Below are 21,669 nucleotides of genomic sequence, written 5' to 3'. Positions count from 1 at the left end.
CGACATCCGGCAACATCACCGATGACATCATCATGCGATATCTCGACAAGCACATCCACAAGGACCAATGAAGGCTTCAGCCCTCTCCGATGATCCTACCGGCGTCAGCCGGTATGTCATTCAGCCTGCCCGTAAAAATTAGTTTAGAAGCCTCGTTGTTGTTTGGGTATGCAAAGTGTACGCGATCAAATCCGGATAATGTACTCGATGACCACTTTAGCGCAGCGCAGCAGAACGTTATTCGGTCAAGAAGATGTTGATCTACTGTGGCGCCGAATTCCGACAAAAGTAGGCAGATTTCATCATCTTTCAACGCATAAGCTTCTCGAAGAACTCCGACGTAAAGCTTGCAGAGATGATTAAATTTATGCGGATTGAAAGTGGTTCTACTATCAACCTCTTTCAATCGGACGCTAATGGGAGCAACAAGTTTATTGACTAGAGATAAGCAATCTACTTCGCTAAAATGCCCATTTTTTATTCCTATTGTTATATCTGCAAATGTAAAAATCGAGTTTGGATATTCGCGTTTAAGGCTCGTCGCCGGGCCCTTGGCAATGAAGCTATTTTTATTCAGGTATTTGCTTTGTATTATCACAAGAAGTTTTTCCGCGATCTCTTCTACGGCGGAAAATGAACCTAGCTCAACGAAGCTTCCAGGGCTTTCGGAGAAAAGTATAACAAGCTCACAAATTTGCGCCAGGTCAGTCTCAAATTTTACCAAATCTTGGTAAGGTGAGTCTTTGTCGAAAAACTCTTGAATCTCTTCAACTTGCAAAAATTCTACGCCTTTAAGTAACGAGAGGCCATTGCCAATTAGGAAGCCGTCCCGCAACGATTTAGGTATTGTAGTCAAGGCGTTTGACACTTCACCACCGCACAGCAAAACGCACGGCTTCGGAGGGTAGACCCGGACGCTACCCACATCCACATGTTGGTGAAAAGTGGTTAGCATCCGGGGCGCTTACCTAAGCCCCAGACGGACGAAGTATTCGACCGAGCGGAGCGGCCCTTGGGCGGACGAATGCTTCGTCCGTCTGGGGCACACAGATTTGACCAATAATGTACGATCCAGCGAAACACCGGACCAACCGTAAAACGGTCTGTTCGCGTAAGCGACCCCAAAAATAGAGCGTTCTTCATTCGTGTCAATCGAAGAGCCGTCTGATTTCCGTCCGGCTGCGGCGCTCGCGTTTATTTGATATGCGCAATCGGCATGCAGTCACACTTGTAACGCGAACTAGTTTACCAAGCGGCAGGGGGGCCGTCGATCAGCATATTGGTGGAAGTGGAGGAAGCCCAACAAGTAGCTGAGTACCGTATGGTGCATAGCCCGCGACACCACGCTACGACCCCACCATGCCTCGCCTGATCCTCACGCTCCTCCTACTCACCATATCAGGCTGGAGCGCCACCGCCGCCGCGCAGATCGTGCCGCCGCCGCTGGCCGCGCCGGTGGTCGCCTTGCCGTCTCCCGTCTCGCCCGCAGCCCCGCCGCTGCCGGGTGCGCAAAGCGAAAGTCAGGCGTTGCTTCAGGACGGCGCCGAATACGCGCGCCAATATGACGTGCCGATCGAAGAGGCGATCCGGCGGTTGCGCGCGCAAGTCGCGAGCGTGCCGGCGACCGATGCGCTGGCCGAGCGGTTTCGCGATCGGCTCGCCGGCATCGCGATCGAGCATCGCCCGGCCTATCGCATCGTCGTCACGCTGACCGGCGCCGCGCCGGTTGCGCCCGAGTGGATCGACGCGGGCGGGATGCTGGTGCCGGTGGTGTTCCGCACTGGCGCGCGGGCGACGCGCGAGCAGGTGGTGTGGGCGATGACCAACCATCAGGCGGCGATCCGCGCGGCCTTGCCCTCGCCGCCGAGCATGGGGCTCGACCCGCGTACCGGCGAGCTGGTCGTGACGATCGGCACTGCCGAGCCGGCCGAGCGCGCGGCGATCCGCCGGCGCATCGCGGCGATCGCCGGGGTGCCGGTGCGGATTCGGCTGATCGAGCATCGCGACGCGGATTTCGCGCCCGAGGGTGGATCGCGTGTCGATGGCATCAACCCCGCCGACAACCGGCGCTATCTCTGCACGACCGGGTTCAACGTCACGGACGGCGCGCGCTTCGCCGTCACCACCGCCGCGCATTGCCCCGATGTGTTGCGCTACCGCGAGCCGGGCGGGGCAATCGTGCCGCTCGATTTCCTCGGCCAATGGGGCTGGGGCTATCAGGACGTGCAGATCAACCTCAGCGCGGCGCCGCTCTCGCCGTTGTTCTTCGTCGATGCCGCGCGCACGATCGACCGGCCCGTCACCACGCGGATCGGGCGTGGCTCGACCCGCAGCGGCGACTTCGTCTGCCACCGTGGCGAGCGCACCGGCTATAGCTGCGCGCTTGTCGAGCTGACCGATTTCGCGCCGGCGGGCGATCTGTGCGGCGGCGCGTGCCTGCCCAATTGGGTGACGGTTGCCGGGCCGACCTGCATGGGCGGCGACAGCGGCGCGCCGGTGTTCAGCGGGACGGCGGCGTATGGCATCCTCAAAGGCGGCAGTTACCGGCGCGACGGGAGCTGTGCGTTCTATTTCTACATGTCGGTGGATTATCTGCCGGTGGGGTGGTCGCTGGTGGGGGTGGCTCCGGTGGTGGCGGGGGAGGATGGCGTGAGATCGCCGGTCCCCAACTCCGTTCGTCCTGAGTAGCGGCTGAGCGAAGTCGAAGCCTGTCCTGAGCGCCTGCCTTGGCAGGCAGTCGAAGGGACGCGTATCGAAGGACAGGCCCCGCGAACCACCTGTGCTTCGATACGATGCGCAGGAGAACATGCCCCCGGCATGTTCAGGATCATCCGGGGGATGATCCGACCTGCTCATCTCGATACGCCCTTCGGGCTACTCGATCTCTACTCAGCACGAACGGATGGGGGTGTGGTTGGCCGTATTGCAGCGGCCGGAGACGCGATGCGCTTGCGCCGGCGTCATGTTTCGCTCGCCAGCGTCATGGTTAATGCCCTAGGCTGCTCGCGAAGATTGGGGGGCTGATCTTTGCGCGACGGGATCATGGCGGGGGATGCAGCGACCCGGGCAGGGGCGCGGGCCGGGCATATCGCCGGGATCGACGGTTTGCGCGCGCTGGCGGTGCTGGCGGTGGTGGTGTTCCATCTCGATGCGGGCTGGCTGCCGGGCGGGTTCGTCGGGGTCGATGTGTTTTTCGTGATCTCGGGGTTCGTCGTCGCGCATTCGGTGGCGGGGGTTCGCGTCCAGAGCTTCGGCGCGTATTGCGCGTGGTTCTACCGGCGGCGGTTCCTGCGCATCCTGCCGGCGCTGTACGTCTATGTGCTGGTGGTGGCGCTGGCCGGCGTGCTGCTGCTGCCGACCGCCGAGGTGACCCGCTTCGTCGAGCTGACCGGCGCGGCGGCGATGTTCGGGGTGAGCAACGTCGCCTTGCTGTGGAAGGCGGGCGACTATTTCGCGACGGCGACCGCGTACAACAGCTTCACGCAGACCTGGTCGCTGGGGGTGGAGGAGCAATATTATCTGCTGTTCCCGGCGGTGTCGTGGTGGCTGCTGCGCCGACCGGAATGGGGGCGGGCGCGCTGGTGGGGGATCGGCGCGGTTGGGCTGGCGTGCGCGCTGTCGCTTGGCGCGGCGTGGTGGTTCACGGTGCATTGGCGCGCGTTCGCGTTCTTCCTGCTGCCGGCGCGTTTGTGGGAGCTTGGCATCGGCCTGCTGCTGCGCTGGCTGGGGGCGCGGCTGGTTTTGCGCGGGGGCGCTTTGTGGTCGGGGGTGGCGCTGGCGGGGGTGTTGCTGAGTTTCGTGGTGACGCGCGAGGATGCATTTCCTTGGCCGGGGGCGCTGCTGCCGTGCTTCGCGACCTTGGTGATGCTGGCGGTGTTGTGGCGGGCGCCGGGCGGGTGGCTTGGGCGGGTGCTGGGCGTCGGCGTGCTGCGCTGGGTCGGGGCGATCAGCTATTCGCTGTATCTGTGGCATTGGGGCGTGGTGGTGCTGATGCGCTGGACGATCGGCCTCGATACGCTTGCGCTCAAGGCGCTGGCGGCGGGGCTGATGCTGGCGCTGGCGGGGGCGAGCTATCGCTGGGTCGAGGTGCCGTTGCGGCGGGATCGGCGGCTGATGGCGCTGCGGGCGCCGGTGTTCTTCGCAGGGGCTGCAGGCGTGGCGGTGGTGGTCGCGGCGGCGTGTGTGGGGTTGCTGTATGCGAAGCCGTGGATCGGCCTCGCCGCGTCGAACGAGGCTGCGGTGTGGAACCCGGCGTTCGTGCCGGTCGATCGGGGCTGTGCGGTGGCGCGGAGCAGCGCGGATTTCGGGAGCGGGTGGCGGATCGCGTATCGGCCCGCGTGTGCAGGCGCGGGCGCGCGGCGGCTGTTCGTGGTCGGCGATTCGCATGCGGGGGCGTATGCGCTGCTGCTGCATGATGTGGCGCGCGCGCGGGCGATGCCGGTCGATCTGTATACGGCGGGCGGGTGCCGGGTGATCGATATCGACGATGCCGTGCTGCCGTCGGGGTGTGCGGGCTTCCGCGATCGTGCGCTGGCCGAGGTGCGCGCCGCCGCGCGGCCGGGCGATGTAGTGTTCCTGCCGGGGCTGTATACGCCGCTCTACCGCAAGCTCTGGGACGTCGCGGTGCCGCCCGATGCGGGGGAGCTGCCGCTCGATCCGGCGCGGATCGCTGCGTCGGAGGCGCGGCTGCGAGCGTTGCTGGGGCGGGGCGTGACGATCATTGTGGAGGCGCCCAAGCCGGTGATGCCGACCGCGCTGTTCCGTTGTGCCGATTGGTTCAACCGGGGGAGCGGCTATTGCCGGCCCGGCTGGCATGTGCCGCGCGCGGAGGCCGAGGCACGGCGCAGCCAGCCGTTGGCGGCGCTGGTGGCGATCCGGCGCGACCTGCCGGGGGTGCGGCTATGGGACGCTTTGCCGGTGCTGTGCGGGGTGCAGTTCTGCGATGGCTATCGGGATGGCATTCCGCTCTATTACGATACGCACCATCTCAGCGCGGCGGGCAACCGGCTGCTGGTGCCAAGGTTTCTGGGCGTGCTGGCGCGATGAAGGCGGCGATCATCACGCCGACCTATCGCAACGATCTCGAGATCGTGCGGGGGCTGTGCGCTTCGGTCGATGCGTTCGTGGGTGCGGACGTGCATCATTATCTGGTCGTGCCGTGCGATCAGTACCGGCTGTTCGCCGACCTGAATGGGCCGCGCCGCACGGTGACGATCATCGAAGACATTTTGCCGCGCGGGTTCTTCAAGCTGCCGTTGCCGGCGCGCGTTCCGTTTACCCACCGGACCTTGCGCGAATGGTGGGTGGTGCCGGGGCGGTGGCGGGTGAGCGGATGGATCATCCAGCAGATCGTCAAGCTGAGCGCGGACCGGATCTGCGATGCCGACCTCTTCCTGTTCATCGACAGCGACGTGCGGCTGTTGCGGCCGCTCGACGTGGCGCTTTTTCGGCAAGGCGATGCGGTGCGCTTCGTCCACAAGCCGGGGCTGGGGGCGGATCAGCCGGCGCAGGCTGAATGGAGCCGGACCGTGGGGCGGCTGCTCGGGGTCGCGCCGCAAGCCTATTATGGCGCGGATTATGTCGGCAACATCATCTCGTGGCGGCGGGATACTGTGTTGCGGCTGCAAGCGCGGATCGCGCGGTCTACCGGGCTGGCGTGGCAGGTCGCGGTTGGGCGCGAGCCGCTGTTTTCGGAATATATGGCGTATGGCGTGTTCATCGATCACGTCGAGCCGGACGATGGCCACGCGCGCACGGCTGAGAGCCTGACGCTCAATTCGTGGAATTACGCGCTGACCCAGCCGGGCGAAGAGGAACGTTTTCTCGCCGACTGGCAGCCGCATCACATCGGCGTGCTGCTGCAATCGACCGAGCGGCTCGCGCCGGGGATGCGCGAACGCATCATCGCCGCACTGGAGGCGCGGGCGTGACCGGCGGCGTGGCGATCGGCGTGGACGCGCATGTGTTGACCGGCAAGTATCAGGGCACACGCTCGACGCTGACCAATTTGTTGCGCGCGTTGGGCGAGCGGATCGGGCCGCGGCGGCTGATCGTTTATGCCGACGATCCGGTCGCGGCGCGCGCGGCGATCGGCATCGAAGCATTCGACTATGTCGCGCTGCCGGCGCGGGGGGCGGTGCGGCGGTTGCTCGCCTTTCCCCGGCTGTTCCGGCGTGACGGCGTCACCATCGGGGTGTTCCAATATATCGCGCCGCTGGTGGGGCGGCATGTCGTGTTCGTCCACGATATCCTGCCGCTGACGCACCCGCAGTATTTTCCGCTGGCGATGCGGGTGACGATGCGGGTGTTCGGCGCGCTGGCGATCCGGCGCGCGAGCGTGGTGCTTGTCGTCAGCGAGGATACGCGCGCGGCGGTGCAGGCGCGTTTCCGGTTGCCGCCCGAGCGGCTGCGGGTGGTGCTGAACGGCCCGTCGTTCGCGCCGGCGGCCTATGCGCGTGGCGAACCCGCGTCGCCGCGCTACATCCTGACGGTCGGGCGGATCGAGCGGCGCAAGAATATCGGGCTGCTGATCGACGCGTTCCGTTTGGCCGATCTCAACGATGTGCGGCTGGTGATCGTCGGGGCAGTCGATGCCGGGTTCGGCTTCGCGGTGCCGCGCGATCCGCGCATCGGGTTGCGCAGCCGTGTCCCCGAGGACGAATTGATCGCTTTGTATAGGGGTGCCAGCTTGTTCGCCTATCCGAGCGCGGCTGAAGGCTTCGGCCTGCCGCTGCTCGATGCGACGCTGTTCGGCATCGCGACGATCGCCTCGAACCGGACGGCGCTGCCCGAGGTTGGCGGCGATCTCGTCCGCTATTTCGATCCCGAGGCGGCGGATGCGGTGACGACGCTCGCCGCGCTGATCGCCGGGCATTTCGGAGCGTCACCAATCCCGGCGCCGGATGCGGCACAACGGCGCGCGCAGGCCGAGCGTTTCTCCTGGGCGCGCGCGGCCGACGCCTTCCTCGCCGCGATCGACGCATGATGCGCGGCAAGCGCCTGATCGTGCTGACCAGCGATCTGCCCTACCCGCCGACCTATGGGCACAAGGTCGATCAATACCACCGCTGGCGCGCGTTCGCCGCGCGCGGCTGGCGGCTGCGGCTGATCTGCTGGCGCTCGCCGCTGGACGCGCCCGCCAGCGAGGCTGACGCGGATGTGTTGCGTGATGTGTTCGAGGCGATCGATATCCTGCCAATCGCGCATAGTTCCATCGCCTTCGCGCGGCGGCTGGCGCGGTTGTGGCGCCACCCCAGCCATGTCGCGGCGCGCGTGCCCGATGCGGCGACGCAGGCGCGGCTGATCGCCGACGCCAGGGCGTTCGGCCCCGCCGCGATCATCCTCGACGGCATTTATGGTGGCGTGGGCGGGGAGGGGCTCGCGCGGGCCTGTGGCGTGCCGGTGATCGTGCGCGGCCACAATATCGAGCATCGCTATTTCGAGCAGCAGGCCAGCGCCGCGCGCGACCTGCGCTCCCGCGTCGCGTGGAGCATCGCGCGCATTGGCCTCAAGCGGTATGAAGAGGGCCTGATCCGGCGCGCGGCGTGGACGTTCGACATTTCCGCCGACGATGTCGCCTATTGGCGGAGGCGGGGCATCGCGCGCATCTCGTGGGCGCCGACGGTGTTTTCGGGTGACCGCGCGGTCACGATCCTGCCGCCCGCCGAAAAGCGCTGGGACGTCGCTTATATCGGCAATCTGCGCCTGCCCAACAATCTGCGCGGGATTTCGTGGTTCATCAGCGACGTGATGCCGCATCTGCGCGCGCTGCGCCCCGGCATACGCTGCGCCTTCGCCGGTGCCGATCCGAGTCCGGCGGCGCTGGCGCTGTTCGCGGGCGCTCCCGATATCGAGGTAATCGCCAATGCGCCGAGCGCGGACGACATCCTCGCCAACGGGCGCGTGCTGATCAATCCGATCCTGTCGGGGAGCGGCGTCAACGTGAAGTCGATCGACATGCTGCGCTATGATGCGCCGATCGTGACGACCTCGGTCGGCGCGCAGGGCTTCGGGCCGGAGGTGGCGGGTCAGTTCCGCATTCACGACGATGCCGCGCATTTCGCCCGCGCGGTGATCGCGGCGCTCGCCGCCCCGTATCCGCCGGCGGGGCGATCAGGCGTGCGCAACCTGTTCGGCGAAGATGGCATCACCGAACAGAGTGCGCTGATCGCGCGCGTTGCTGGCGTTTGAGCTGCGCTGCGACCACGCTTCGATCAGTTCTTCGTACCCGGACAGCACCTTGTCCCAGGTGAACGCCGCGCGCCAGCGGGTCACTGCGGCCGCGCGCAATTCGGCGCGGAGTGCCGCGCAACTGACGAGCCGGTCGATATGGTCGGAGATCTGGTCCTCCGATGAGAAATACAGCGCCGACCGGCCCGCCACCCAGCGGTTGAATCGGTTGTCGTGCGCGATGATCGCGTTGCCCGCGCCGAGCGCTTCGACCAGTGACGGGTTGGTGCCGCCGACCTGATGGCCATGCAGATAGGCGATGCTGTGGACTCGCAGCGCATCGACGATGCGCCGGTCGTAGACCGCGCCGGGCATGACGACGTCCGGCCCGGCCGCGTTCAGCACCGCAACGTGATAGGGTATGCCGAAATCGTAAGCGCCCAGCACCAGCAATTTCAGACCGCGCCGCCGGCGCGAAAACGCGCGCACGATCTCCAACACCGAATTCTCCGGTTCGGGCCGCGCGATCAGCGTGAAGAAGCCGCCTGGCTCCACCCCGAAACCGGCGAGCGGTGCTGTGGACATGTCGAGCAGCCGATCGCTGCCATAGGGAATCACGATCGTCTTGGCAGGCGGCACGCGCGTGGCGAGATGGTCGGCGATCGCCGGATGATCGGCGATGAGCGTATTGCCCGCGCGGGCGGCGAGCCGCTCGTTGACCCACAGGAAGGCACGGGCGAGCACGGAATATTTGGCGCGCTTCCACTCCAACCCGTCCATGTTGACGATGTTCACCCGGCCCCGCAGGCGCAGATAGGCGCTCAGGAAGCCGGTATTATAGCCCAGCGTCAGGATCGTACCCGGCCGTTTCAGCGCGTCCGCCGCCGCGCGCATGTCGAACTCGATCGTGCCCCATGCGGCCCGGGCGTGGACCGGAATGTGGATGCGGCGGATGCCCTCCCACATATCCTCCTCGCGGCGTCCGGTCGGCGAGCCCTGGCAATAGACGGTGATGTCCCACCCGCGCGCGCGCAGGTGCCGTGCCAGCCGATCCGCGAAGGTCTCGAAGCCGCCGTGGGTCGCGGGTACGCCGCGAATGCCGAGAATGATGAGCGAGCGGCGTGGGGCGTGCCGGCTGGCCGGCGCGATCCGGTGCGACTGCCACGACAGGACGGCATGATCTTCGTCATCGCGGGCATAAGCGCGGGCGCGCCCGATCTGCCGTACCAGTCCCGTCATGCCGACGCCGGGTTTAAAGACGCTGTCCGCACTAAGCGTTGCCGGCCGCGATGCGCAAAAGATGCGTGCTCCAAAACGATCACCTCCACGCAGATCCTGCGCAATACGATGTGTGGATATCGAGAGGATTGGGAACGCTGGGCCTACATGCCGCACAGGAAAGCGCATCGGCGAATCGAACTATGCTTGCCGTTTCTTCTCACGTCAAATGGGTAAATGAAGATTTCATCATCTTCGAAGATATACGCTGCATTGCGGAATCGGCTGGCGGGCCGTCACTTTGCGCTTTAAGGGGCGATGGCTCGGCTGCGGAGGTGCGATACGTGATAGGACGCTCGACTCTGGGTGCGGCGCGCCGGCGGCTGGGCCGGCTGCGCTCCGACTTCGTCAGCACGGTCTCGCCGCGCGGGGCGATCGATACCGATCTCGCGCCCGGCCACCCGTTGCTGGCCAGCCTCGCCGCGCTGAAAGCCTATAACGCGATGCGCTCGGCCGAAGCGGGCAAGGCGATTCGCGACGGCAATCGCGTGCTGAACTTCCACATCGCGCTCGATCATGCCGCCAAGCTTCCGGCTGGCGACTATGCCGAACTCGGCACCTATCGCGGCTTAACCGCCTCGATCCTGTGGTCGCGCCGCGCGCCGGGCACGACGCTCTATTGTTTCGATACGTTCGCCGGGTTCGACGAACGCGATCTCGCCGATGGCCGGCTGTCGCAGGACATGGAGAAGGCCGCGTTCCGTGACACCAGCCTCGACATCGTACGGCAGCGGATTTCGGGCGGCAGCGACGACGGGCTGGCGTTCCGCGTCGGGTTTTTTCCCGATACGTTCGCGGGCCTCGAGGGCAAGCGCTTCCGGCTCGTCCACATCGATATGGATCTCGCCGATCCAATCACGGCCGCGCTGGAGACGTTCTGGCCGCGCATGGTCGATGGCGGCCGAGGCGGTCGATCGCTTCCTCGCCGCGCGCGGGCTGTTCGCCTGGCCGCTCAACGACCGTCTCGGCACCGCAATGATCATGCGGCAACGCGGCATGCCGGATGGATCGACCGTGGACGGGGCCGCGACCGATATCGTGCCATGCGACAGAGCAAGGGAACGCCGCGATGCTGAACATCGTGCGAGATGTTCGGCGTTTTACGTCATCTGTATTGGCGGGCTGTCCGGGACATCATCAAAATTCATCGGATCGGCCCGGCTTTGCGCGACGAACCGCGCCGCGACTGGGCTGGGCATATTGCCTGACAGCCGCGCCTGTGTCAGATGTTGCACAGCACAAGCCGCGCCGCAGAGCCGTGTGAAGGGAGCTTAAGTGGGTATCCGATCAGCGATGTTGTTGTGCGTCTGCGCGTTGTTGGCGGCGTGCGGAGGCAAGGGGGCCGAGGTCATTTCGACCGGCGACCGCTATGTCTCCAACCGTGCCGTCGTCACCGATTACCGGCTCGGGATCGGCGACAAGGTGCGCCTCACGGTGTTTCGCGAGCCCGACATGTCGGGCGATTTCACGGTCGGCCCGAACGGTACGGTAGCGCTACCACTGATCGGTGCGACGCCGGCAGTTGGGCGTCGGGTCGAGGAGGTCGCCGCAGACGCGCAGGCGCGCTACGGCGACGGCTATCTGCGCAGTCCGCAGGTCAACATGGAAGTCACCGGCTTCCGCCCGTTCTTCATTCTCGGCGAAGTCACGGCGCCCGGCCAGTTTCCGTATTCGATCGGTCTGACCGCGTTCAACGCGATCGCAACCGCGCAAGGGTTCACCCCGCGCGCCGACCGCTATATCGTTCACATCCGGCGCGAAGGCGCGACGGTGGAGGAGAATTATCAGCTCACACCGGATCTGCGGGTCTATCCGGGCGATACGATTCGCGTCGGAGAGCGCTTCTTCTGATCGGTCGTGATCGGGAGAGCGCTGGTCTTGCCGTATGTGCGGTGACGATCGTTCAGGGGGACGCGGATTGATGGGATTGCGTTTGGCTCCCGAAGGAAGATACCGCCGCGCCGGTCAGGCGTGTGGCGCTTCGGCGCGCGTCCTGTCGTGCTGCGGTGCGGGGGCATCCGGCGCATCATGACTCTGTCCGCCAAATCGGTGAATCGGGGGTGGCGCCTCCTGTTGTGCGCGGTCGTGCCGGCGTGTGCGATCGTGCCGGCGCGCGCGCAGGTCGGCGATTCGCTGCTGTTGCCGCCAGTGATACCGCCCGGATTCAACCGCGGCCGCAACCAGAGCGTGGTGGAATTGCCGCGCCGGGCGTTCGATCCGGTCGGGATTCGCATCGGATCGTTCAACCTGCTGCCGTCGATCCAGTCCGGCGGCGGAGCCACCAGCAACACCTATTACACCGCCGAACCGACCGCCTCCGCCTTCATCTCGACGACGCCGAGCGCGACGTTGGTTTCGCGGTGGAACCGTCATGAACTGATGGTTTCGGGCACGGGTACGTTCCGCGAATATGTCGGCGAATCGCGTCGCAACGAGGCGACGTGGCAAAGCGATGTGCGTGGGCGGGTGGATCTCGGGCGGTTCAGTTCTGTCACAGTCGAAGAGATTTCGACGCAAGCGAACGAAAGCCAGTTTTCGGGAGAAGTCACGCCGACGGTCGCGGCGATTTCCCGGTATCGTCGCGACTTCTTGAGTGTGCGCGGCGTCAATCAGGTCGGGCGAACCCGCACGACATTGGCGGCGGATTATGCATCGTTTCGCTTCCGTCCGCTGCCGTTGCTGGACGGTGAAACGCGCGATCAGTCAAACCGCGACCGTAACGTCGCGCGTGTGACTGGTCAGTTCGAATACGCCCAGTCGCCTGGCCTAGCCTTCTTTATGCAGGGTTCCTTCGCCAACCAGGCCTTCAAGACCGAGTTCAGCCCCGGTGTGCCCAACCTCGATTCGGATGGCTTCCGCGCACTCGGCGGTATCAACTTCGATTTACCTGGCAAGGTACGCGGGGCGTTCGGTGTCGGCTATACTCGTCAGACTTTCGAGGCTGCGCTCTACAAGCCGGTTGGCGGCTTATCACTTGAGGGCAGGCTCGAACTTTTTCCCTCGCGACTGACGACCGTCACATTAGGCGTACGTCGTTCGATCGAGATCACCAGTCTGGGCACGAACGGCGCGTATTGGGATAACCGCGTCAGCACGCGAGTCGATCGGGAGGTCTGGCGCGGCATTCTGGTGAACGCGACCGGTGAATATTCTCGACAGAGCTATGTTCGCACCGGACAGGATGCGAATGCGTACCGATTCGGGGCCGGCGCACGGTATCTGTCGTCGCGTAAGGTCGTGGTGGACGCCTCGCTCAATTACAGCAATCGCAGTGCGACAACGGGCATATTGGGTAACGGTTACGATGAAGTACGGGGCGAGGTGGGGTTGACGTTCCGGATCTAATACTTTCCCGGGACAGAACGCTTCTAGCAGGATAACAGGACGCTTATGGAAGTCAGACAGGAAGCCGGAGAGTCCGAAGCCCAGCTTGCGGATATCATCCAGATGGTCCGCGACACCGTCATGCGTCGGTGGCTGCTGCTGCTCGTCGTGTTCGCGGCGGTGGCGGTGCTGGGGATCGTCGCAGTACAGTTCCTGCCGGTCTCCTACACGTCGACGGCCAAGGTGCGAATCGATCCGTCGCTCAACCCGCTCGCCACCAAATCGGCGGATGGGAAGGCCGAATTGACGCCGGAGGCGATCGATACCGAAGTTGCTTCGGTTCAGTCGCCGACGATCGCGCGTGCGATCGTGCGGCAATTCCATCTCGAGCGCGATCCTGAATTCGCTAAAGCCTTGCAGGGGGGCGGACCCGGCCTCGCCTCCGCGTCCGATCGCGAGAGCGTCCTTGCAGCGGCCCTCCTCAAGAAGCTGAATGTTTCCCGTGAAAAGCTGACCTACATCCTCGACATCAGCTTCACTTCGGCTGATCCGGTCAAATCGGCCAGGTTGGCCAACGCCTTCGCGCAAGGCTATATCGACGCCAAGACCGGCAACAAAGCTGGGACTGCCGAGCGCCAGTCGCAATGGTTTGAGCGTCGGCTGAAGGAGCTTGCCGACGACGCCCGCAATGCCGACGCGCAAGTCGCCGATTACCGCGCCAAGGCCGGGATCGTCGAAAGCGACGGCGGCGGCTCCAACGGCAGTACGATTGTCGACCAGCAGATCACTCCGCTTGCCGGCTCGCTCGCGCAGGCGCAGGCCGATGCGGCGGCAGCGCGGTCCGATCTCGATGCCGCGCGCACGCAGATGGCGCATGGCAGCCGTGATTCGGTCGGCGTCGTGCTTAATTCGGCCACGGTGCAGGCGTTGCGCAGCCAGCGCGCCGATATCGTGCGCAACCTCGGCGAGATTCAGGTCCGTTATGGTGAGAAGCATCCCGAGACGCTGCGTGTGCGCGACCAGCTTGCCGCAGTCGATGTACAAATTCAGAATGAGACGCGGCGCGTAATCTCCGCGCTGACCGCGACCGCTGCTTCCACGCAAGCGCGCGTCGCTAGCCTGCGCGAGTCGATGGGGCAGCTTGAAACCCGGCGTGCGGGCGATACCCGCAACGCGGTGATCGCCGATGGCCTCGAGCGCGAGGCGACCGCCAAGCGTGCGCTGTACGATCGTATGTCGCAGATGGCGCTGGACAGCATGCAGGCGGCGCGCGTGTCTCTGGCGCAGGCGCAGATCGTCGAGGTTGCGCAGGCGCCGTCGCGGCCGACCAGCCCGAACAAGCCGCTCTTCTACGTCGCCGCTTTGGTGCTCGGCCTGATCGCCGGCGGTGCCACGATCGCGGTGCAGGAACTGATGTCGGGCACCTTGCGCTCGGCGGAAGATGCCGACCGGACGCTCGGCCTGACGATGCTCGCGGCGATCCCCAAGGTCGCCAAGGGCATCAATCCGGCCGATCTGCTCATCACCGAGCCTACCTCGTTCTTCTCGGAATCGCTGCGTATCGTCCGCGCTGCGGTGCTGGGCGTGCGCGGGCAGGCCGCGCCCAAGGTGATCGCATTCACCTCGGCGCTGCCGAGCGAGGGCAAGAGCACCACCGCGCTCGCGTTCGCGCGCACGCTCGCGATCGCCAACGCCAAGACGCTGCTGATCGAGTGCGACGTGCGCCGCGCGGTCATGCAGCGCATGGTCAAGACCGCGCCGCCGCGCATCGGTCTGGTCGAGGTCATCCACGGCGACGCGCCGCTCGACGAGGCGATCACGCCGGGCGACGTGCCGGGGCTCGACCAGTTGCTCGTCGTGTCGCGCTATTTCAGCTCGGAGGATCTGTTCGGCGGCGGCGCGATGGAAAACCTGCTGAATACGCTGCGCGGCCGCTACGACCAGATCGTGCTCGATCTGCCGCCGTTGATGGGCCTCGCCGACGGCCGCTTCCTCGCGGTGCTGGCGGACGCGACGATCATGGTGGTGAAGTGGGACGAAACCCCCGCCTCGGCCGCGTCCTCGGCGGTCAACTGGCTGCGTACCGATGGCAGCAACCCGATCGGTATGGTCTATTCGATGGTCGGCCAGGGCGCCGAATCGGTCGGCGGCCTTTATTATTACTCGCGCAAATACGCCGAATATTACCGGAGCGCGTGACGCGCTCGCGCGCCGGGTGGCTTGAACGGCGTGGCACGCGCTGACCGCCGCCCGGCGCTCACCGGGGATCTGCTGCGCTACGGATTGGCGCTGGCCGGGCCGATCGGCTCGGCCGGTGCGCAATTCCTGCTGTCGCTGGTGCTGTTGCGTCAGGTCGATCCGGCTGGGTTTGGGCGCTTTTCGTTTCTGCTGATCGCGGCGCAGCTCGGTTCGGCGATCTGGTCGGCCTTGTTTTGGGCGCCGCTGCCGCTGGTGCTCAGCGCTCCGCGCGGCGACGATACGCTCGATCCGGCGCGAACCATGCTCTCCGCCAATCTGTTCGGCGTGCTGATCGCGATCGTGCCGTTCGCGCTGATCGCGCGCGGTGTCGGCGAAACGTGGAGCGCAGTCGCGCTGTTCGCCGCCTTCGCCGCGCTCGCGCTGCTGCGCGGGTTCGCGCGCGCGCTTGGCTATGCGCGCGCGCAGCAACGCCGCGTGAGCGGATCGGACCTGCTCTACAGCATCGTGCTGCTGGTCGGCACGGCGCTGCTGTTCGGTGGCGTCGTGCGCGGCACCGGCGGCGCTTATGCGGTGTTCCTCGTCGCGACGGTGGCGGGGTTGCTCGCCTTCGGCCCCGCCGTCCTCGCCGAACAGATCGCTGCGTTTAGCGTGGCCCATCTCGCCAACTATCGCAATGTGTGGCGCGCGCATGGCCGCTGGTCGCTGCTCGGCGTGGTGACGTCCGAGGCGACCGTCAACGCGCACGCTTATCTCGTCACCGGCTTCCTCGGCGCGGGCGCGTTCGCGCCGCTTGCGGCGGCGGCGATCCTGATCCGCCCGATCACGGTTATCTTCAACGCGCTGACCGAGTTCGAGCGCGCGCGGATCGCGCGGGCGATCGGCGCGGACGATCTCGGCGAGGCGCGCCGCGCGGTGCGGCTGTTCCTAGCGATCCTGCTGCTAAGCTGGCTGGGGACCGCCGTCGCCACCGCAATGTTATTGTGGTTCGATCCACGGCTGATCTATCCACCGCACTATTCCCAGCACATGCTCGCGATTGGCGCGGCGTTATGGATGACGACCGCTTTGTTCCGGGTGGTGCGGATTCCTGACGGCACCTTGCTTCAGGCCGGCGGCGCGTTCCGTCCGCTCGCGCTGGCGAGCCTGTGGTCGGCGTTCGTCTCGGTCGCGGCGGTGGCGGCGCTGCTGCTGGTCGCGCCGCCGCTGTGGTCGATCCTCGGCGTGGCGCTTGGCGATGCGGTGTGCGCGGCGCTGATCCTGCGCGCCGCGCGGCTCTGGTATGGGCGCGCCGCCGCCGCCGCGCTATCAGCGGCATCATGAGAATCGCGATCGGCATCAAGGCGCTCAACGAGGCGGCCAAGATCGAGGCGGCGTTGCGCAGCGCGCTGGCGGCGGTCGCGCCCTATGGCGGCACGGTGCTGCTCGCCGACAGCGGCTCGAGCGACGCCACTGTCGAGATTGCGCGCAAATTGCCGGTCGAGGTCGTGCAGCTTGCCAATCGCGCTGAACGATCGTGTGGTGCCGGCGCGCAGCTTGCGTTCCAGCATCTCGACGCCGACTATTTCTGCCTGATCGACGGTGACATGGCGCTGGTGCCCGGCTTCATCGATGCGAGCCTCGCTTTTCTCGACGCGCACCCCGAGGTCGCCGGGGTGGGCGGGCAGGTGATCGAGCGCAATCTCGAAGCCGAGGAGTTCCAGATCCGCGCCGCCGCGATGGCGCGCGAGGCGCATCGCCGCGCCGGGCCGGTCGACCGGCTCGACGGCGGCGGCGTCTACCGGATGCGCGCGATTCGCGAGGTCGGCTATTTCTCCGATCGCAATTTGCATTCGTTCGAGGAGTTTGATCTCGCCGCGCGGCTGACCAGTCGCGGCTGGACGCTGGTGCGGATCGACGTGCCTGCGGTCGAGCATCGCGGCCATTCGGGCAACGGGTATCGGCTGCTGCTGTACCGGCTCACCTCGGGCCAAATGGGCGGCGCAGGCGAGGTGCTGCGGGCGAGCTTCGGCAAGCCGCATTTCGGTTTGGTGGTGCGGCGGCTCGGGCATCTCCGCAAGGCGGTGGTGATCGCGGCGTGGTGGCTGGCGCTGGTGCTGGCGCTGTGGTGCGCGCCGGTGATCGCGGCGGCGCTGGTGGTCGTGCCAGTTGCGTGGCTTGGGTGGCGGCGCGGGTCGCTTGCGCTCGGTCTCTATTCGTTCGCGATGTGGAATGCGCTGGCGATCGGGCTGATCGGCGGGCTGTTCCGGCGGCGTGTGCCGCCGACGCGTCCGCTCGCCTCGGTCGCGTTCACGCGGTTGCCGCCGGCTGCATAGCCTCGATCGCGGCGGCGAGCGTCGCGACGCAGGCTGCCCAGCTATAGTCCTCGCGAACACGCGCGCCCATCGCGGTGCCGCGCCGACGCAGATCGGCGAGGCTAGTCGCTTCGAGCCACGCTTCCGCACCGACGACCGCCGCGTCTGGATCGACGAGATGGCCGTCATAGGCCGCCGTCATTGCGCGGACGCCGGCCATATCGATCGCGATCGGGAGCGTGCCGGCGGCCATCGCTTCCAGCACGATCAGCGGGAAACTGTCGAGCCGCGAGAGGTGGACGAGGATGTCCGCCTCGCCGAGCGCCGCGATCAGCGCGGGGCCATCGAGCCAGTCGGACAGGGCGATGTGGGGCTTGAGACCGTTCGCTTCGATGCGCGTGTAGAGTTCCTGCATCAACGCTTCGTCGCCGCGCCCGATGATGCGCGCGGTGAAAGGCACCCCGGCGCGGTCCAGCGCGGCGCAGAGATCGACGATCGCGAGACTGCCTTTGCCTTCGGAGAGCCGGCCGGCGTGGATCAGCCGCAGCGCGGGTTCGGCGGGTGGCGCGCCGGGCGGAACGAAGCTCTCCGGCGGCAGGAAGGTGCGGATCGTCGACCGGGGTACATGCGCGGGCAGGTCGATCTCGGCGTCCTGGCCGTCGAACAGCAGGGCGATCCGGTCGGCGCGCGCGGCCAGCGTGCGGCACAGCCAGCGTAGCGCGGCGATGCGTTGCAAGCGGCTGTTGGCGCCGAGATGCAGCGTCACCAGCACGCGGATGCCGAGCGCCTTGGCGAGCAGGACGAACAGCAGATCGGGCAGATTGGCGGCGTTGAGCCACAGCACATCGATCGGCACGCGGTTGGCGTGGCGGAACGCGCGCAAGGCGCCGAGGAAGCGCGGCAGGCGGGTGGGCGTCAGATGGCCGCTGTGAGCTTGCAACCAGAGGACATCGCATTCTGGCCAATGCGTCCGCACCGCCTCGAGCGCGCGTGCGCAAAAGATTTCGACGCCGCCGGGGTCTCGGGTCGAGCCGCCGACGATGCACAGGCGTTTGGCGGGCGTCACGGGCGTCGGGTCACGATGTACGAAACCGGGGACGCAGCGCGTTGGACCATGCCCGTCCAATAGGGGGTTCTCCAGGGTTGCTCAAGCGCGGCCGAGCAGCCGGTTGAGGTCGCGCCTGGGGCGTAGCATCAGCCCCTCGGCGGAGACGGTCATGCGCTTGACGTCGATCAGCGTCGCCGGTCCTGCGCCCGAGAGCGTGTGCAGCCCGGCGCCGAAGGGCGCGGCGTCGGCGGGGGCGGTGAAGCGCGTGCCGGGGCGGGCCGCGAAGCGGGTCTCGTCGAGGGTTTCGATCTCCAGTAAGGTGATCGCGCCGCCGTAGGTGCGCGAACACTCCTGCACCGGCAGCAGGATACGCCCGTCGGCGGTGACGATCGGGGTGCCGCCGGGACGGGAGCTCGACCGGCCGGTGCGGACCGGATTGCCGGGATGCGGCGTCCACGGCCCGGCGAGCCGGTCGGCGAAGGCGATGTTGAGGGCGCTCATGCCGTCCTGTCCGTGGGCGGTCGAGGTGTAGAACAGCCACCAGCGGCCGTTGTGCCATAGCGGCGTCGCATCGACCGGCGCGGGATCCACGGTGATGGTCAGCGCGGCCTCCCAGCGATCAGGGAAAGTGACCGCGCGGTAGAGCGTTAGCCGGCCCGACTGATTCGCCTCGGGCATCAGCCAGGTCTCGCCCTCGGCATCGAACACTACGGGATAGGAGAGGTGCCACGGTTCGCGCAGCACCGGGCGCTGCCCGACGAAGCGATATTCTGCGTCGAACACCAAAACGTCGATCGTGCCGACCGGGTGGCGATAGTCGAACGTCTCGACGAACACGTACAGCAGCCCGCCGCGCCAATAGCCGAACGGATCGGCCTGGAAGCGGAGGCTTTCGAGACCCGGCGCCCAGTGCAGCGGCAGCCCGTCGAGCGTGCCGCGCGCGATGATCTCCGCCAGCGGCAGCGGTACGATCAGCGGGTGCCAGATGTCCTTGGAGAGGCGCACGATCGTCTCCTGCGGCTAGCGCGTCTGGCCGGCGAAGCTGTGGCGCGGGGCGGCCTCCGTCAAGCGTGCGTTTCCAACAGGTCCAGACATTTCGCCGCATCGGCGGCGAGGCGTTTCGAGACGTCGAGGATTTGCGCGCGCCGCGTATCGCCTTCGGCAAGCAAGCCGATCGTCTGCCGCACGATGATCTCGGTGTCGTCGTTCGAGGGGAAGGCGTTGAATTCGCGCGGGTCGGGATATTCGAGCAACGTCTGGATGCTCAGCGTCTTGTGCGAGTTCGAACCGAGGAACACGCACGGCGTTCCACCCAGCGCGGCCATGATCGAGGGGTGCCAGCGCCCCGAGACGAACACCCGCGCATTGGCGAGGATCGCGGCACCGGCCAGGATCGGCGTTTCCAGCGGGAGCAACTCGACGCCGGTATCGGCGGCGACGTCGATGAGGAACCGGTCGCCGCCGCAGGTCGGGATCAGCAGCAGCGGGACGCCGACCGCCTTCAGCTTGCGCACCAGGTTCGTGTAGGTCGATCGCGCGCGCGCCGGATCGCGCGCCGCCAGCGAACTCCCGCTGATCGCGACATACGGCCCGGCCGCGACCTTGGGCGGCGCATGGCCGGTATGTTCGAAAAAGGGGAGCAGCCGTTCGATCGCGGGGCGCGCCGGGCGGTCCGAATGGGTGAAATGATAGCGCCAGGTGAACAGCGCGTCCGGCAACATCGTCGCGCGCACCGCCGGCATGTGCGCTTGAACGAACGCATAGGATGCCGTTTCGCGGACCACGACGGCGGCGCTGTCGGCGAGGATGCGCGCCGCGACATCGACGGTTGGCTGGTGAATGCCGTCGATCGGGCATTCCGACAGCATCGCGTTGAGATAATAGACCGGCTTGCCGCGCCTCTGCGCCAACCGGCAGACGGTGAGGATGTAGAGCAATTTCTGGCGCGGCGGGGTGGTGAAGATCAGATCGCCCTCGCCGTTCACCGCGATCGCATCGCAGGCTTCGATCGCATCGAATAGCGCCCGCGCGAACGCGGAATAGGCGCGGGCACGATCGATATTGTCGATGTTGCGGTCGAGATCGAGCGTGAGGCCGACCGGATCGCCGAGCCGTTCGAGCAGGTGAAGCACCGCCGGGCCGACGACTGGGAGTTTGCGGAGCTTCTTGCGGTAGAGCCTTTGCGCGAGCGGGCCGTAGAGCGCATCGCCGATCCTGTCGGAAACCGGATAGCGCGCTTCGATCATCTTGCCGGTCGCGGCGGCGATGACCTCATGGTCGCGCGCAAGCAGCTCCCGCAGCGCGATGCTCGTCGCCCGGCACCCCCAGTTGATTCGGTCGCTGTTGTCGCCGACGTAGAGAAGCTTCATGCCGGATGCGACGCGCTGAACATTCTCGGCATCGGCGGTCAGGCGGCCTTTACGGCGTTGGGCTTGGGCCGCCACTTGAGCTTGTCGCGCTGGACCTGCTCGACGGGCAGGATCTCGGTCGATTTGTAGCGCAGCGCGGCGCTCACCGCGCGCGCGTCGCGGCTCAGCCGGCGCAGGCCATCGGGTTCGAGCGAGGCGGCGTGATCGGTGCCCTTCCAGGTCCGGTCGAGCGTGAAATGCCGTTCGATCCACGACACGCCGAGCGCGACCGCGGCCATGTCCGCGGCGATGCCGAGATGATGGCCCGAGAAGGCGATCGACTTGACGCTCTCGCCGAACTTTTCCGTGAGCCGGGTGATTTCGAGCAGGCACAGATCGTCGAACGCGACCGGATAGCCCGAGGTGCAGGCGTAAAGCACGACATCCTTCGCGCGACCGTTCTTCACGAAGAAATCGACGATCTGTTCTTCCTCTGCCTGCGTGGTCATGCCGAGCGAGAGGTGAATCTCACCGTCGAAATCGTTGGCGAGTACGCCGAGCATCTCGAAGTGGAGGTTGCACGCCGAGGGCACCTTGAGCAACTTGGGCGCCAGCGTCGCCATTTCGCGCGCCGAGGTCGTGTCCCACACCGAGGTCGAATATTCTATGCCGAGCGACTCGCAATAGTCTTTCAGCTCGCGGTGCTGCTCGACGTTGAATTCGAGATATTCGCGGTGCGCGCCATAGGTGTCGCCATAGGCGTTGGCCGGGTTCGGGTGCGGCGTGTTATATTGCTGTTCGGTCAGCAGTTCACGGTTGTTACGCTTCTGGAACTTTACCACGTCGGCCTTGGCATAGTCCGCCGCGACCTTGATCAGTTCCTTGGCGATCGACATCTCGCCCTTGTGGTTGCAGCCGACCTCCGCAATGACTTTAACGCTCATCAAGCACTCCTGCGACTGACGCTCACCATCGCGCGGCATGAAGGAGGCATCCTCCACGCAAGCAAAAC

General features: G+C 66.1%; 17 protein-coding genes. 11 read left to right on the top strand and 6 right to left on the bottom strand.

Annotation, left to right across the window (positions count from 1 at the left end; translation table 11 throughout):
* Positions 1-76: 76 nt before the first annotated feature.
* Complete coding sequence (locus EWE75_RS19160; protein WP_130159713.1) at positions 77-955, bottom strand: retron St85 family effector protein; 879 nt, start codon at positions 953-955, stop codon at positions 77-79.
* Positions 956-1,359: 404 nt separating this feature from the next.
* Here EWE75_RS19160 and EWE75_RS19155 point away from each other — a divergent pair, with 404 nt between their 5' ends.
* The 5 genes from EWE75_RS19155 to EWE75_RS19135 all read left to right on the top strand — a co-directional run bounded on the left by EWE75_RS19155 (position 1,360) and on the right by EWE75_RS19135 (position 8,190).
* Entirely contained in the window at positions 1,360-2,688 is a 1,329-nt protein-coding gene (locus EWE75_RS19155; protein WP_206364816.1) for a chymotrypsin family serine protease, read from the top strand.
* Positions 2,689-3,042: 354 nt separating this feature from the next.
* Positions 3,043-5,046, top strand: coding sequence for an acyltransferase family protein (locus EWE75_RS19150; protein WP_130159712.1), 2,004 nt, complete (start codon positions 3,043-3,045; stop codon positions 5,044-5,046).
* Positions 5,043-5,930 (top strand): DUF6492 family protein, encoded by an 888-nt coding sequence (locus EWE75_RS19145; protein ID WP_130159711.1) that lies wholly within the window; start codon positions 5,043-5,045, stop codon positions 5,928-5,930. The genes EWE75_RS19150 and EWE75_RS19145 overlap by 4 nt, the downstream gene beginning before the upstream one ends.
* Positions 5,927-6,985 (top strand): glycosyltransferase family 4 protein, encoded by a 1,059-nt coding sequence (locus EWE75_RS19140; protein ID WP_130159710.1) that lies wholly within the window; start codon positions 5,927-5,929, stop codon positions 6,983-6,985. Before EWE75_RS19145 ends, EWE75_RS19140 begins: the two co-directional genes overlap by 4 nt.
* The gene (locus tag EWE75_RS19135; protein ID WP_130159709.1) at positions 6,982-8,190 is read left to right on the top strand and encodes a glycosyltransferase; all 1,209 of its coding nucleotides are present in this window, start codon (positions 6,982-6,984) and stop codon (positions 8,188-8,190) included. Before EWE75_RS19140 ends, EWE75_RS19135 begins: the two co-directional genes overlap by 4 nt.
* Here EWE75_RS19135 and EWE75_RS19130 read toward each other — a convergent pair.
* Positions 8,113-9,408 carry a DUF1972 domain-containing protein gene (locus EWE75_RS19130; protein WP_130159708.1) on the bottom strand — a complete coding sequence of 432 codons (1,296 nt, stop codon included), beginning with the start codon at positions 9,406-9,408 and terminating at the stop codon, positions 8,113-8,115. The two genes, EWE75_RS19135 and EWE75_RS19130, sit on opposite strands and share 78 nt — an antisense overlap.
* A 323-nt stretch (positions 9,409-9,731) precedes the next feature.
* Between EWE75_RS19130 and EWE75_RS19125 the strand changes: the two genes are divergently transcribed.
* The 6 genes from EWE75_RS19125 to EWE75_RS19100 all read left to right on the top strand — a co-directional run bounded on the left by EWE75_RS19125 (position 9,732) and on the right by EWE75_RS19100 (position 17,282).
* Entirely contained in the window at positions 9,732-10,523 is a 792-nt protein-coding gene (locus EWE75_RS19125; protein WP_165388447.1) for a class I SAM-dependent methyltransferase, read from the top strand.
* Positions 10,524-10,722: 199 nt separating this feature from the next.
* Positions 10,723-11,298, top strand: a complete 576-nt coding sequence (locus EWE75_RS19120; protein WP_206364815.1) for a polysaccharide biosynthesis/export family protein — start codon at positions 10,723-10,725, stop codon at positions 11,296-11,298.
* A 120-nt stretch (positions 11,299-11,418) separates the two neighbouring features.
* Entirely contained in the window at positions 11,419-12,792 is a 1,374-nt protein-coding gene (locus tag EWE75_RS19115) for an outer membrane beta-barrel protein (RefSeq protein WP_130159706.1), read from the top strand.
* Between the two features lie 45 nt (positions 12,793-12,837).
* A complete protein-coding gene (locus EWE75_RS19110) occupies positions 12,838-14,970 on the top strand; it encodes a GumC family protein (protein WP_130159705.1) in 2,133 nt (710 codons plus the stop codon).
* A 30-nt stretch (positions 14,971-15,000) separates the two neighbouring features.
* Positions 15,001-16,290 (top strand): hypothetical protein, encoded by a 1,290-nt coding sequence (locus EWE75_RS19105; protein WP_130159704.1) that lies wholly within the window; start codon positions 15,001-15,003, stop codon positions 16,288-16,290.
* Complete coding sequence (locus EWE75_RS19100; RefSeq protein WP_130159703.1) at positions 16,287-17,282, top strand: glycosyltransferase family 2 protein; 996 nt, start codon at positions 16,287-16,289, stop codon at positions 17,280-17,282. The genes EWE75_RS19105 and EWE75_RS19100 overlap by 4 nt, the downstream gene beginning before the upstream one ends.
* On the opposite strand, the gene EWE75_RS19095 is transcribed toward EWE75_RS19100, so the two are convergent.
* The 4 genes from EWE75_RS19095 to EWE75_RS19080 form a co-directional block, all read right to left on the bottom strand.
* A complete protein-coding gene (locus EWE75_RS19095) occupies positions 17,257-18,327 on the bottom strand; it encodes a glycosyltransferase family 4 protein (protein WP_165388446.1) in 1,071 nt (356 codons plus the stop codon). The genes EWE75_RS19100 and EWE75_RS19095 overlap by 26 nt on opposite strands.
* Before the next feature lie 81 nt (positions 18,328-18,408).
* Positions 18,409-19,314, bottom strand: coding sequence for a glucosamine inositolphosphorylceramide transferase family protein (locus EWE75_RS19090; protein ID WP_130159701.1), 906 nt, complete (start codon positions 19,312-19,314; stop codon positions 18,409-18,411).
* A 59-nt stretch (positions 19,315-19,373) separates the two neighbouring features.
* Positions 19,374-20,678: a polysaccharide pyruvyl transferase family protein gene (locus tag EWE75_RS19085; RefSeq protein WP_130159700.1), complete on the bottom strand. Its 1,305-nt coding sequence runs from the start codon at positions 20,676-20,678 to the stop codon at positions 19,374-19,376.
* 38 nt (positions 20,679-20,716) lie between these two features.
* Positions 20,717-21,601, bottom strand: a complete 885-nt coding sequence (locus EWE75_RS19080) for an N-acetylneuraminate synthase family protein (RefSeq protein ID WP_130159699.1) — start codon at positions 21,599-21,601, stop codon at positions 20,717-20,719.
* Positions 21,602-21,669: the final 68 nt, after the last annotated feature.

Origin of the sequence: Sphingomonas populi (assembly GCF_004208535.1) — a bacterium.
In the GTDB taxonomy this organism is placed as follows: Bacteria; Pseudomonadota; Alphaproteobacteria; order Sphingomonadales; family Sphingomonadaceae; genus Sphingomonas; species Sphingomonas populi.
This window is presented reverse-complemented; position numbering and strand designations above follow the sequence as displayed.

What these genes read in the sequence shown, in the direction of transcription:
- EWE75_RS19160 (WP_130159713.1), bottom strand. Translation starts at nt 955, where the DNA reads ATGCTAACCACTTTTCACCAACATGTGGATGTGGGTAGCGTCCGGGTC.
- EWE75_RS19130 (WP_130159708.1), bottom strand. Translation starts at nt 9,408, where the DNA reads ATGACGGGACTGGTACGGCAGATCGGGCGCGCCCGCGCTTATGCCCGC.
- EWE75_RS19085 (WP_130159700.1), bottom strand. Translation starts at nt 20,678, where the DNA reads ATGAAGCTTCTCTACGTCGGCGACAACAGCGACCGAATCAACTGGGGG.
- EWE75_RS19155 (WP_206364816.1), top strand. Translation starts at nt 1,360, where the DNA reads ATGCCTCGCCTGATCCTCACGCTCCTCCTACTCACCATATCAGGCTGG.
- EWE75_RS19080 (WP_130159699.1), bottom strand. Translation starts at nt 21,601, where the DNA reads ATGAGCGTTAAAGTCATTGCGGAGGTCGGCTGCAACCACAAGGGCGAG.
- EWE75_RS19110 (WP_130159705.1), top strand. Translation starts at nt 12,838, where the DNA reads ATGGAAGTCAGACAGGAAGCCGGAGAGTCCGAAGCCCAGCTTGCGGAT.
- EWE75_RS19100 (WP_130159703.1), top strand. Translation starts at nt 16,287, where the DNA reads ATGAGAATCGCGATCGGCATCAAGGCGCTCAACGAGGCGGCCAAGATC.
- EWE75_RS19150 (WP_130159712.1), top strand. Translation starts at nt 3,043, where the DNA reads ATGGCGGGGGATGCAGCGACCCGGGCAGGGGCGCGGGCCGGGCATATC.
- EWE75_RS19135 (WP_130159709.1), top strand. Translation starts at nt 6,982, where the DNA reads ATGATGCGCGGCAAGCGCCTGATCGTGCTGACCAGCGATCTGCCCTAC.
- EWE75_RS19145 (WP_130159711.1), top strand. Translation starts at nt 5,043, where the DNA reads ATGAAGGCGGCGATCATCACGCCGACCTATCGCAACGATCTCGAGATC.